15 protein-coding genes are annotated in these 11,697 nt (G+C 70.1%); 8 read left to right on the plus strand and 7 right to left on the minus strand.

The window, feature by feature from the left end; genetic code table 11:
- Position 1 precedes the first annotated feature (1 nt).
- Together ABN611_RS34845 and ABN611_RS34850 are read left to right on the plus strand one after the other, a co-directional pair.
- A complete protein-coding gene (locus ABN611_RS34845; RefSeq protein WP_350276547.1) occupies positions 2-229 on the plus strand; it encodes a ribbon-helix-helix protein, CopG family in 228 nt (75 codons plus the stop codon).
- Complete coding sequence (locus ABN611_RS34850) at positions 229-1,323, plus strand: Clp protease N-terminal domain-containing protein (RefSeq protein WP_350276548.1); 1,095 nt, start codon at positions 229-231, stop codon at positions 1,321-1,323. The genes ABN611_RS34845 and ABN611_RS34850 overlap by 1 nt, the downstream gene beginning before the upstream one ends.
- Here the strand turns inward: ABN611_RS34850 and ABN611_RS34855 are convergent, their stop codons facing one another.
- The 3 genes from ABN611_RS34855 to zapE are packed head-to-tail and all read right to left on the minus strand — an operon-like array spanning position 1,324 to position 3,887.
- On the minus strand, positions 1,324-2,232 hold the full coding sequence (locus ABN611_RS34855) for a PPK2 family polyphosphate kinase (RefSeq protein ID WP_350276549.1): 909 nt from the start codon (positions 2,230-2,232) through the stop codon (positions 1,324-1,326). It lies immediately after the preceding gene.
- Between the two features lie 14 nt (positions 2,233-2,246).
- Positions 2,247-2,864, minus strand: a complete 618-nt coding sequence (locus ABN611_RS34860; protein ID WP_350276550.1) for a hypothetical protein — start codon at positions 2,862-2,864, stop codon at positions 2,247-2,249.
- 12 nt (positions 2,865-2,876) lie between these two features.
- Positions 2,877-3,887 (minus strand): cell division protein ZapE, encoded by a 1,011-nt coding sequence (gene zapE / locus ABN611_RS34865; protein ID WP_350276551.1) that lies wholly within the window; start codon positions 3,885-3,887, stop codon positions 2,877-2,879.
- A gap of 41 nt (positions 3,888-3,928) precedes the next feature.
- On the opposite strand from zapE, the gene ABN611_RS34870 reads away from it, so the two are divergent.
- The 4 genes from ABN611_RS34870 to ABN611_RS34885 all read left to right on the plus strand — a co-directional run bounded on the left by ABN611_RS34870 (position 3,929) and on the right by ABN611_RS34885 (position 7,933).
- Entirely contained in the window at positions 3,929-4,870 is a 942-nt protein-coding gene (locus ABN611_RS34870) for an aldo/keto reductase (RefSeq protein ID WP_350276552.1), read from the plus strand.
- The gene (locus ABN611_RS34875; protein ID WP_350276553.1) at positions 4,867-6,213 is read left to right on the plus strand and encodes a GH1 family beta-glucosidase; all 1,347 of its coding nucleotides are present in this window, start codon (positions 4,867-4,869) and stop codon (positions 6,211-6,213) included. The genes ABN611_RS34870 and ABN611_RS34875 overlap by 4 nt, the downstream gene beginning before the upstream one ends.
- A 34-nt stretch (positions 6,214-6,247) precedes the next feature.
- The gene (locus ABN611_RS34880; RefSeq protein ID WP_350276554.1) at positions 6,248-7,222 is read left to right on the plus strand and encodes a zinc-binding dehydrogenase; all 975 of its coding nucleotides are present in this window, start codon (positions 6,248-6,250) and stop codon (positions 7,220-7,222) included.
- A gap of 150 nt (positions 7,223-7,372) precedes the next feature.
- Positions 7,373-7,933 (plus strand): peptidoglycan-binding domain-containing protein, encoded by a 561-nt coding sequence (locus ABN611_RS34885; RefSeq protein ID WP_350276555.1) that lies wholly within the window; start codon positions 7,373-7,375, stop codon positions 7,931-7,933.
- Positions 7,934-7,976: 43 nt separating this feature from the next.
- Here the strand turns inward: ABN611_RS34885 and ABN611_RS34890 are convergent, their stop codons facing one another.
- From ABN611_RS34890 to ABN611_RS34905, 4 genes are read right to left on the minus strand one after another with little or no spacing between them, the layout of a single operon-like run.
- Entirely contained in the window at positions 7,977-8,312 is a 336-nt protein-coding gene (locus ABN611_RS34890) for a YnfA family protein (RefSeq protein ID WP_350276556.1), read from the minus strand.
- Entirely contained in the window at positions 8,309-8,746 is a 438-nt protein-coding gene (locus ABN611_RS34895) for a MerR family transcriptional regulator (RefSeq protein WP_350276557.1), read from the minus strand. Before ABN611_RS34895 ends, ABN611_RS34890 begins: the two co-directional genes overlap by 4 nt.
- Entirely contained in the window at positions 8,743-9,051 is a 309-nt protein-coding gene (locus ABN611_RS34900; protein ID WP_350276558.1) for a hypothetical protein, read from the minus strand. The genes ABN611_RS34895 and ABN611_RS34900 overlap by 4 nt, the downstream gene beginning before the upstream one ends.
- Positions 9,052-9,089: 38 nt before the next feature.
- On the minus strand, positions 9,090-9,722 hold the full coding sequence (locus tag ABN611_RS34905; protein WP_350276559.1) for a DUF1707 and FHA domain-containing protein: 633 nt from the start codon (positions 9,720-9,722) through the stop codon (positions 9,090-9,092).
- Between the two features lie 108 nt (positions 9,723-9,830).
- On the opposite strand from ABN611_RS34905, the gene ABN611_RS34910 reads away from it, so the two are divergent.
- Entirely contained in the window at positions 9,831-10,907 is a 1,077-nt protein-coding gene (locus tag ABN611_RS34910) for an ATP-dependent DNA ligase (RefSeq protein ID WP_350276560.1), read from the plus strand.
- The gene (gene uppS / locus ABN611_RS34915) at positions 10,907-11,662 is read left to right on the plus strand and encodes a polyprenyl diphosphate synthase (RefSeq protein WP_350276561.1); all 756 of its coding nucleotides are present in this window, start codon (positions 10,907-10,909) and stop codon (positions 11,660-11,662) included. The genes ABN611_RS34910 and uppS overlap by 1 nt, the downstream gene beginning before the upstream one ends.
- Positions 11,663-11,697 lie beyond the last annotated feature (35 nt).

Genomic DNA, 11,697 nt, shown 5'->3' on the forward strand with positions numbered 1-11,697 from the left:
TATGGCGAAGGACTCGACGAAGAACATCCTGCTGCGGCTCGATCCGGCGCTGGCCGAGCGGCTGCAGACCGTGGCGTCGGTGGAAGGCCGGTCGGTGTCCGACGTGGCGCGCGAGGCGATCGCGGCGCTGGTGGACCAGCGGCGGCAGGACGCGCGGTTCAGCCGGCTCCTCGAGGAGAACCTGACACGGCACGAGGAGTCGCTGCGCCGGCTGCGTGGAGACGACTGATGCGTCATCTCGGCCGGTACGACGTCCTCGCGGTCGCCGCGCGCGTGCTGCGCTGCGGGTCCGACGACGTCGTCCGCCGATCGGACCTGGACGCGATCGACAGCGTCCTGGACGACGCCCGGAAGGCCGGCGTCCTGGCGGAAGCGGCCGGCGTACTGCTCGCCGGACTCGTCCGGGCGCGGCCGTTCCACGGTGCCAACCGAGTGGTCGCGGTCGCGGTGGTGCTGCAGTTCGTCTCACTGAACCGGGCCGAGCTGGCGCTGGAGCCGGTCGCGGACGTCGACGAACTGCTCGACAAGATCGCCGCCGGTGAGGCGGGCCCGCAGCTGGCCGCGAGCTTCATCCGCAGCCGGCTCGAGCACCACCCGGTGACGGCCGAGGATCTGCACGAGCACTTGAAGCTCGAACTGCTCGAAGGCTTCGGCGACCTGCTGCACGACTGGTGGAGGGGAGACCTGATGTACGAGCAGTTCAGCGAGGAGGCCAGGCAGGTCATCGTCCTGGCACAGGAAGAGGCCCGCAACCTCGACCACGTGTACGTCGGCACGGAGCACCTGCTGCTCGGCGTGATCGCGCACGGGACCGGCGTCGCCGCACGGGTGCTGGCGGATCTGGGCATCACCGCGCCCGCTGTGCGGGACCTCGTGGTGGAGATCATCGGCCGCGGCAAGAGCGGCGCGATCCCGGGCGCGATCCCGTTCACGCCGCGGGCGCGGAGCACGTTCGAGTTCGCGTGGGGCGAGGCCCGGGCCCGAGGCGCGGAGCAGGTCGCGCCGGAGCACCTGCTGCTCGGCGTCCTGCACGACGGTGACGGTGTCGGCGGGCAGATCATCACCAAACTGGCCGAGGACATCGACCGGGTCCGGCGCAAGCTCGAGCAGCGGATGAACTGGCGCCGCCGGTCCGAGTCCGTCGTGGCCGAGGTGGTCGCGGAGGAGCAGGCGGAGCAGTCGGCGAGCTGGACGACGTACGGCCGCCGTCATCACCTGCTCGCCGAACTGAACGCCGTACTCGACGAGAACGAGCGCCTCCACGAACAGGTCGCCGCCCTGCGCGAACTACTCCGCCGGCACGGCATCGACCCCGACAGCTGATCAGGTCGCCGCGAGGCGCTTCTTCTCCTTCGCGACGTCGAAGTCCGCGGTGGGCCACTGCGGGTCCAGCTCCTTCAGCGTCTCCAGGAGGATCGTGGTGACGGCCCAGTTCCGGTACCACTTGCGGTCGCTCGGTACGACGTACCACGGCGCTTGCGGTGTGTTGCAGCGCTCGATCGCTGCGTGGTAGGCCTCCATGTAGTCCGGCCACAGCATCCGCTCGTCGACGTCGCCCGGGTTGTATTTCCAGTGCTTGGTCGGGTCGTCGAGCCGCGCGTCCAGCCGGAGCCGCTGCTCCTCCGGCGAGATGTGCAGGTAGCACTTCACGAGCGTCACGCCGCTCGCGACCAGCTCGGCCTCGAAGTCGTTGATCTGGTCGTACCGCTTGCTCCACACGGCCGGCGTGACCAGCTCGCGGACGCGGGCGATCAGCACGTCCTCGTAGTGCGACCGGTCGAAGATGCCGATCAGCCCGTACCCGGGGACGGCCTGCCGGATCCGCCACAGGAACCCGCGGCGCTTCTCGGCCGGCGTCGGCGCCTTGAACGAGGTGATCTTCAGGCCCTGCGGGTCCATCAGTCCCGCGCCGTGCCGGATCACGCCGCCCTTGCCGGAGGTGTCCATCCCCTGCAGCACCAGGAGGATGCTCCGCTCACCCCCGCTGCGCCCCTCGGCGAACAGCCGCTCCTGCCAGTCCGACACCTCGGCCCCGAGATTCTCCAGCGCGAGCTTGCCGTCCTCCTTGGTCCCGCTGAACCCGGCCGTCGCACGCGTGTCGTACGTCGTCAGATCCACCGGCCCGGCCGGAACCCGCAACAGCTCCCGCAGTCCCCCATCGGCCGTCTGCTCGGCCGATGCCGTCACGGCCGGTTCGTGAGCGACCTTCTGGCCCTTCTTCTGCTTCGCCATCCGTTCATCCTGCCTCATCCGCCGCCGGCTTCGGCGGCTTTCCGCCGTCGTCGCCGCCACAAGATCACCTCGATCACCAGAATCACCACCGGACTGGCGACGACCACACCCGCGCCCCACGTCAGCGCGCCGAGCACGGCCATGCATCCTCCCTCCTCGGCGTCGGCACACGTCCGCGCGTAGTACCACCCGGTGATCCCGGCGACGACGATCGACAACACCGCCACGCCGATCAGATACGCCGGGATGCGCAACAGCCATCGCGGAGCGCCCAGCGCCACACCGGCCGTCGCGAGCATCAGGCAGGACAGCAAGAAGAGGAGCAGCTCGAAGAACGGCAACTCCGCTTCGCGGGAAGTCCAGATGAACCGGAAGCCGACGTTCACCACGCTCTGCCAGACGATGAACGCGGTCAGCACCGCCAACGCGATCCCCAGCCACAACCGGGCCTTCGGCTCCGGCCACGCGACCACCACCGCGGTCACGGCCGGGATCCCCGCGAGCGGTCCGAGCGGGAAGATCCAGTCCAGCGAGCCCGCGTCGAAGGACACGAACCGGCCCGCGACCAGCAGCCCGAGCGCCACGGCGAGCAGCACCAGGGCGATCGTCCGCCGATGCTCTGCGATCCTCATCCGTTCAGGGAATCATGCGGCCCGGGCCAACGCGATCAACCGCGACAACGCCCGCAGGTACTTCTTCCGGTAGCCGCCCTTGAGCATGTCGGCGGAGAACAGCTGGTCGAGTGGCACGCCGCCCGCGAGCAGCGGCAGGTTGCGGTCGTACATGCGGTCCGCGAGGACGACCATCCGCAGTGCCACGTTCTCGTCGGTCAGCGGGCGGATGTCGGTGATCGCCACCGTCTCGACCCCGTCCAGGAGCGCGCCGTACTTGCTCGGATGCAGTTCGGCCAGGTGCCGGTGCAGGTCGACGAAGTGGTCGCACGACGCGTTCCGCCGTACCGCGGCCTCCTGCTCCACCTTCTCGTCCGGCCAAGGCTCCGGCGCGACCGGGAGACCGCGATGCCGGTAGTCGGGCCCGTCGACCCGCCGGACGTCGAAGCGCGCGGCGAGGCCCTGGATCTCGCGGAGGAAGTCGACCGCCTGGAACCGGCCCTCGCCGAGCTTGTCCGGCAACGTGTTCGAGGTGGCGGCGAACTCCACACCTGCCTCGACGAGCTGGCCGAGCAACCGCGAGATCAGCATCGTGTCGCCGGGATCGTCCAGCTCGAACTCGTCGATGCAGATCAGCCGGTACGACGCCAGCGCCTCGACCGCCGTCCGCAGCCCGAGCGCGCCGACGAGGTTGGTCAGTTCCACAAAGGTGCAGTACATCTTCGGGCCGGATGACTCGTGCCAGAGCGATGCCAGGAGATGCGTCTTGCCGACTCCGAATCCGCCGTCCAGGTAGATGCCCGGTTTGCCCTGGACTGTGCGCTGGGGACGTAGCCGGGACCAGAGCGACGGGGCCTGCCGGGGCGTTGCCAGCGTCGTGGCGCGGGCGGTCAAGGCCGCGAGCGCCTCCGCCTGCGACGGCTCGTCCGGATCCGGGCGGTACGTGTTGAACCGGACGTCGGCGAACCGCGGCGGCGGAACGCACTCCGACAGCAGCCGGTCCGGACTCACGTCCGGCCGCCGCTCACTCAACCGCACCACCATGGGCCCAACCCTACAAAGCCGCTCACCTTAGGCTTTCGCGCATGACCAACAACTGGCTCCGCCCTCTCGGTTCCACCGGCCTCACCGTGTCCGCCGTCTGCGCCGGCGGCAGCGGCATCGCAGGGATGCCCGCCGTCTTCGGGTACGACGTCACCACCCGGGAAGCAGTCGACCTGGTACTGCGGGTCTTCGACAGCCCGCTGACCTGGATCGACACCTCGAACGGGTACGGCGACGGCGCGAGCGAGACCCGGATCGGCCAGGCGATCCGCGAGTACGGCGGCCTGCCCGACGGCTTCCTGGTCGCGACCAAGGTGGACGCCCGCGGCCGCGACTACTCCGGCGCCCGGGTCCGCGAGAGTGTTGCCGAGAGCAAGGAACGGCTCGGGCTGGACGACCTGCCGCTGGTCTACCTGCACGACCCGGAGGCCCACGAGTTCGAGTCGATGCGCGACGCCGTCGACACGCTGATGCAACTGCGCGCGGACGGCGAGATCGGTCACGTCGGCCTGGCGGGCGGCGACACCCGCGAGCTGTCCCGGTACCTGGATCTCGGCGGGTTCGAAGTACTGCTCGTGCACAACCGGTGGAGCCTGGTCGACCACTCCGCCGGGCGGATCTTCGACCGGGCGCGCGCCGAGGGCATCGCGGTGGTGAACGCGGCGGTGTACGGCGGCGGGATCCTCGCGAACCCGGCGGGCGCGACGAAGTACGCGTACCGCGAGGCGGCGCCGGAGCTGCTGAAGACCGTGGCGGCGATGGACGCGGCATGCCGCGAGTACGGGTTCGACCTGGCCACGGCGGCGCTGCGGCACTCGCTGGACGACCCGGGCATCGCCGGGACCGTCGTGGGGATCAGCAAGCCGGCGCGCGTCGACGCACTGCTCGCTGCCCGCGATGCGGACCTGCCGGACGAACTGCTTAACCGGTTAGGTAGCCTGCTTCCCGACAAGCAGTACTGGGTCGAGAAGGAGACGACGTGACGGACGGCTTCCCGAGCGGATTCACCTGGGGTGCGGCGACCGCGTCGTACCAGGTCGAGGGCGCGGTCGCGGCGGACGGCCGCGGGCCGAGCATCTGGGACACCTTCGCCCACACCCCGGGGCGGATCGCGGACGGCAGCACCGGCGACGTGGCCGACGACCACTACCACCGGTTCGCCGACGACATCCGGCTGCTGGCGGACCTCGGGCTGACCGCGTACCGGTTCTCGATCGCCTGGCCGCGGATCGTGCCGACCGGCTCGGGCGCCACCAACGCCGCGGGGATCGACTTCTACCGGCGGCTCGCCGAGTCGTGCCTGGAGCACGGCGTCACGCCGTACGCGACGCTCTACCACTGGGACCTGCCGCAGCCTCTGGAGGACGCCGGCGGCTGGCTGGTCCGCGACACGGCGGAGCGGTTCCGTGACTACGCCGCCGTCACGCACGACGCGCTGTCGGACGTGATCTCGCACTGGATCACGCTGAACGAGCCGTGGTGCTCGGCGTTCCTCGGGTACGGCAGCGGCGAGCACGCACCGGGCCGGACGGTCGGGACGGAGGCCTTGAAGGCCGTGCATCACCTGTTGCTCGGCCATGGCCTGGCCCTGGACGCGATCCGGTCCGAGGGCGGGTCGTACGGCATCGCGCTGAACCCGGCGCCGATCCACGCGGCAACCGACTCCCCCGCGGACCGCGACGCGGCGCGCCGGATCGACGGGCTGCGGAACCGGCTCTTCCTGGAGCCGCTGCTGTCGGGGCGGTACCCGGCGGACGTGCTGGAGGACACCGGGACGACGGCGTGGTTCGCCGCGCAGGAGGCGGACCTGCCGCTGATCGGGGCGCCGCTCGACTTCCTCGGTGTGAACTACTACTGCCCGAGCACGGTGGCTGCCCCTGATGGGCCGATCTCGGCGACCGGGCCGTCGACGCAGCCCGGGAGCGAGAACGTCGTCGACGTGGACCCTGGTCTGCCGACGACGCAGATGGGGTGGTCGGTGCAGGCGTCCGGGCTGCGCGACATCCTGGTCGCGATCAACAAGCTCGCGCCCGAGCTGCCGTTGTACGTGACCGAGAACGGGTCGGCGTACCCGGATGTGGTGACCGCCGACGGGACGGTCGAGGACGACGAGCGGCTCGACTACCTGCGCAAGCATGTTGCCGTGTGCAAGGAGCTTGTCGGCGAGGGTCTGCCGCTGCGCGGATACTTCGCCTGGTCGCTGCTGGACAACTTCGAGTGGGCGTGGGGATACAGCCGGCGGTTCGGGATCGTGTACGTCGACTACGCGACGCAGCAGCGCATCGTGAAGAAGAGCGGTCGCTGGTTGCGGGACTTCCTCGCTTGACCTCAACTAATGTTGAGGTTCTAGCGTAGCGGTCGTGAAAGCGATCAGATTGCATGAGTTCGGGCCGGCGGAGAACCTCGTGTTCGAGGAGGTGCCGGACCCGGTTCCCGGTAGCGGCATGGTGCTGGTGGACGTGGAGGCGGCCGGGGTCCATCTCGTCGACACGATGATCCGGGCCGGGACGAACGGGGACAGCCCGATCCCGGTGCCGGAGCTGCCGACGATCCCGGGGCGCGAGGTCGCGGGCCGGGTCAGCGCGGTCGGTCCGGACGTCGACGCGTCGTGGATCGGCAAGCGGGTCGTCGTACATCTCGGGATGGTCCCGGGCGGGTACGCCGAACGCGCGGTGGCGAAGGTGGAGTCGCTGTACGAGCTGGCGGAGCACGTGGACGCGGCACAGGCCGTCGCCGCGATCGGCACCGGGCGTACGACGGCCGGGATCCTCCGGGAGGCGCACCTCACCGCGGACGACGTCGCGCTGATCACGTCCGCGGCGGGCGGCATCGGCAGCTACCTCATCCAGGCGGTCCGCAACGCGGGCGGAATCGCGATCGGGCTGGCCGGCGGCCCGGCGAAGGTCGAACTGGTCCGCTCGCTCGGCGCGCAGTACGCGATCGACTACCGCGATCCCGACTGGGCTCGAGCTCTCAAGCAGGAGCTGGGCGACCGGGAGATCACCGTCCTGTTCGACGGCGTCGGCGGCCCCAACGGCCAACAGGCCTTCAATCTCCTGGGCGCCGGCGGGCGCGCCGTGCTGTTCGGCGCATCCAGCGGCAGCCCCATCGAGTTCACCCAGGAAGACCTCATCACCCGAGGCCTCACCGCCGGCTGGCCCCTAGGCGCCAAACTGTCCCGCCAACTCCGCTCCCTCGAAGCAGCCGCCCTGGAAGAAACCACCACCGGCCGCTGGAAGGCCCTCACCACAACCTTCCCGCTCTCCGAAGCCGCCACAGCCCACAAGGCCCTGGAAACCCGGGCCACCACCGGGAAGGTCGTCCTGCTGACCTGACCTCCGCGGTACGGGCGAAGGCGGTACGGGCGAAGTACGGGCAGCGGCTTGCAGGCGGGAATGCCTAGTCTCCTCGCGCGGGGCAAGGTCGATCGACGTGGCCGCCGAAGTGGTGGGCCCCCAACCCCCGCGTCTCGATGAAGGGGATTCATGTCTTCGCTCCAGCTCATCCGCCGCGCGCTGCGTACAGCCGCTGTCCCGGCGGCCGCCGCCACGATGGTCTTCGCCGTCGCCACCCCCGCTGCGGCCAGCGGCTCCTACTCCGGCAGGGCGTACGTCTACGGCAGCGGCACCGTGCCGGACGACTTCGACGACGAGGGTGTGGTCAGCGTGAGCACCCACCGCTCCTCGAACGTCACCTGTCTGTGGCAGACCATCCTCTGGGCGAACGGTTACCTGCCGTCGTCGGGGATCGACGGTGTCTTCGGTGACCAGACCGATGCCGCGACGAGGAAGTTCCAGCTCGACAAGGGCATCACCTCGGACGGCTCCGCGGGGCGGGCGAGCTGGACGAAGGCGGGCAACAGGCTCGCGCAGCACGACAACCAGAACGGGTGGCTGTACGTGGTGTACGACGGAGTGCGGGGTTCCCGGAGCGCGTACGCCTCGCACGATTTCGTGCTGCAGCGTTCGCCCGACGGGAACTACCGGTTCTACCCGCCCAGTGGCGGCGGTCCCTACTGGGCCGCCTACAACACCCGGACCTGCTGACCTCCTCCTGACGCTCCGATCCGGCAGCCCGATGGCCGGCGGATCACGAGCCTCTTGGGGCGTACATGATGACGGCTACGCCGAGCAGGCAGATGGCGGCGCCGAGGAGGTCCCAGCGGTCGGGGCGGAAGTGGTCCACGAGGATGCCCCAGGCGAGGGAGCCGGCTACGAAGATTCCGCCGTAGGCGGCGAGGATGCGGCCGAAGTGGGGGTCGGGCTGGAAGGTGGCGACGAAGCCGTAGGCGCCTAGGGCAACTATTCCGCCGGCGATCCAGAGGACGCCGCGGTGTTCGCGCCAGCCTTGCCAGATCAGCCACGCTCCCCCGATCTCCGCGAGTGCCGCCAGCAGGAACAGGACGATCGATCGCAGGACCGTCACGAGCGTCCACCCGCGGAACCGCCGCGGTTGGCCAGGTCTGTGAACGGGAGGGGGCAGTTCGGGTCGCCGGCGCAGGTCTCCAAGTCGTCGCACCCGGCGGTGACCGCGGCGCGCAGAGTCTCGGCGATGGTCGTCAGGTCGGCGAGTTTGGCTCCCACGTCGGCCAGTTTCGCTTGTGCGCGGGCCTGGAGGCCGGCTCCCTCGCCGCGGCGGTGGCGGTGCCTGGCGGTGTCGAGCAGATCGGAGATCTCGGCGAGCGTGAACCCCAGGCGCTGCGCCGCCTTGATCACCCGCAGCGTCGTGACGGCGTCGTCCGGGTAGTCGCGGTGGCCGCCGAGAGACCGCGACGGTTCCGCGAGCAGTCCGCGGCGTTCGTAGTACCGCAACGTCTGCAGGTTCACCCCGGCGGCTGCCGCGACCTCGCTGGATCTCATCGCGGCAGCCGCCCCACAAGACCATCAAGTACGGCGGTCCGCGTCGGCGGCACGGTCACGCGCAGCTGGAGTTCCGTCGTACCGCTGAAGCTGAAGGTGAAGAACGAGCAGCATTCGGTCTCGCGGGCCGTGAGCTCCGCGGCGGTCTCACGGCCCGCCGGGTCGAGGGTGAGGTCGAGCGTCCGCGCGTCGACCCGACGGAACCGAAGCAGGTGGTCAGCGAACAGCTGGTCGAACTCGGCCTCGCGGAACGGGCGCTCCGCGGTCGGCAAGGTGCAGGCGTCCGAGGCCCAGGATTCGTTCATAGATCGACGGTAAACCTGTACCCAAGTACCGGATGCAACTACTCCGGCTGATCCATCCACGTCAGCGAGAACCGCACCGCACCGAAGGCCACCCGGTCCCCCGGCCGCACCCGCACAGTGGTGGTGATCCGCAGGTCGTTGACGTACGTCCCGTTCATCGAGCCCAGGTCGCGGAGCATCCACCCGTCGTCGACGTACCGCAGCTCGGCGTGGAACCGCGACACCGTCACGTCGGGCAGCCGCAGCGTCGCGCCCGGACCGCGGCCGATGCGCACCGTCGGCGAACCGGGTGCCGGCAGGACCAGAGCGGGCAACGGCGCAACCTCGGTACGCCGCACGAGGCCGACGCGAGGCAGCGCGGCGAGCCAGGACGACGACCGCCGGCCGACGGCAGGCGCCCGCTCGACGGTAGGCGCCCGCTCGACGCCGAGGCGCGGGAGCCTGGCGCGCAGCTCCCGGCTCCACGCGACAAGGCGCGACTCGGCGCGCGGGAGATCCCGGAGTACGTCGTCCAGCTCGCCGCGGGTCCGGGCGCGGAGTACGACGTTCATCCGCCGGATGAAGGTGTCGTGCGACAACCGCCCGGTCCCGGCGCCGTCCCGCAGTACGGCGAGCGCACGGTCCCGCTCCGCGTCCGAGGGACGCGTCCGCTCCACCGGAACCGAGGTCATGGCGGCATTGTCCGGGCACCCCGCATCCCTGTCCACCACGGCACCATGACAAGCACCGTGACAAGGCAGTTCCTGGAGACTGTCCGTGGCGTGGGACAGAATGACGGCATGCGACTGCCTGTGATGCCGCCGGTCAAGCCGATGCTCGCCAAGCCGGTGAAGGAGATTCCGCGCGGGGCGATGTCCTACGAGCCGAAGTGGGACGGGTTCCGGTCGATCATCTTCCGCGACGGCGACGAGGTGGAGATCGGCAGCCGCAACGAGAAGCCGATGACGCGGTACTTCCCCGAGCTGGTCGAGGCCGTGAAGGCGAACCTGCCGGAGCGGTGCGCGATCGACGGGGAGATCATCGTGATCGGCGAGTCCGGCGACCGGCTCGACTTCGAAATGCTGCAGCAGCGCATCCACCCCGCGGCGAGCCGGGTGAACATGCTGTCCGAGAAGACGCCGGCCCGGTTCGTCGCGTTCGATCTGCTGGCGCTCGGCGACGAGGACTACACCGAGCGCCCGTTCAGCGAGCGGCGCGCGGCGCTGCTGGACGCGCTCGCGGACGTGAAGTCGCCGATCCACGTGACCCCGGCGACCGCGGACCACGAGGTCGCGGCGCAGTGGTTCGAGCAGTTCGAGGGCGCCGGCCTGGACGGCCTGATCGCGAAGCCCACCGACGGCCCGTACCAGCCGGACAAGCGGGTGATGTTCAAGGTGAAGCCGGAGCGTACGGCGGACTGCGTCGTCGCCGGGTACCGCCTGCACAAGAGCGGCCCCGACCGGATCGGCTCGCTGCTCCTCGGCCTCTACAACGACGACGGCACGCTGGCGAGTGTCGGCGTGATCGGCGCGTTCCCGCTCGAGCGGCGCAAGGAGCTGTTCCAGGAGATGCAACCGCTGGTCACCACCTTCGACGACCACCCGTGGGCGTGGGCGAAGCAGGAGGAGGGCGTGCGGACGCCGCGCAACGCCGAGGGCAGCCGCTGGCAGGCCGGCAAGGACCTGTCGTTCATCCCGCTGCGGCCCGAGCTGGTCGTCGAGGTCCGGTACGACCACATGGAAGGCATCCGCTTCCGCCACACCGCGCAGTTCGTCCGCTGGCGCCCGGACCGCACCCCGGAGTCGTGCACCTACGAGCAGCTCGAGGAGCCGGTGAAGTTCGACCTGGCCGACGTGCTCACCAGCGCCCAACGCTGATGCTCTACGACCTCTACACCCGGCGCCTCCGCCGCCAGCTCAGCGCCCTGCCGAAGCCGGCGCATGTCGCGATCGTGATGGACGGCAACCGCCGCTGGGCACGCGGCGCCGGGTACGACGACGTACGCGTCGGTCACCGCTTCGGCGCCAAGCACCTCGAGCAGTTCCTGCAGTGGAGCGCGGACGCCGGGGTCACCTGTGTCACCGCCTGGGTCGCGTCGGCCGACAACCTGAGCAAGCGGGACTCGGCCGAGGTCGACTACCTGATGGAGCTGACAGAGAGTGTGCTCGCGGATCACGTCCGTCGCGACCACCGCTGGCGGCTGCACGTCGCCGGCCGGATCGATCTGTTGCCGGATTCAACGGCCCGCGCGTTGAAGGAGGCCGTCGAGGTGAGCCGTGACCGGACCGCGGGCGATCTCACACTCGCGATCGGGTACTCGGGGCGGCTCGAAGTACTCGACGCCGTACGCTCCGTGCTCGACGAGGCCGCGGCCGACGGGCACTCGCTCGCGGACGTCGCCGACGGGCTGACCGAGGAGGACATCGGCCGCCACCTGTACGTCCCGGGCCTCCCGGAGCCCGAGCTGGTGATCCGGACGAGCGGCGAGCTACGCATGTCGGACTTCCTGCTCTGGCAGGCAACCCGCTCGGAAATCGAGTTCTGCGACCTGTACTGGCCCGCCTTCCGCGAGGTCGATCTGCTGCGCGCACTACGAACGTACGGACACCGGAAACTGCAACGATTCAGTTGAGTACTTTTTCGGCGCAGCGGGGCACTATGGAGGCA

Source organism: Kribbella sp. HUAS MG21 (assembly GCF_040254265.1).
Classification (GTDB): domain Bacteria; phylum Actinomycetota; class Actinomycetes; order Propionibacteriales; family Kribbellaceae; genus Kribbella.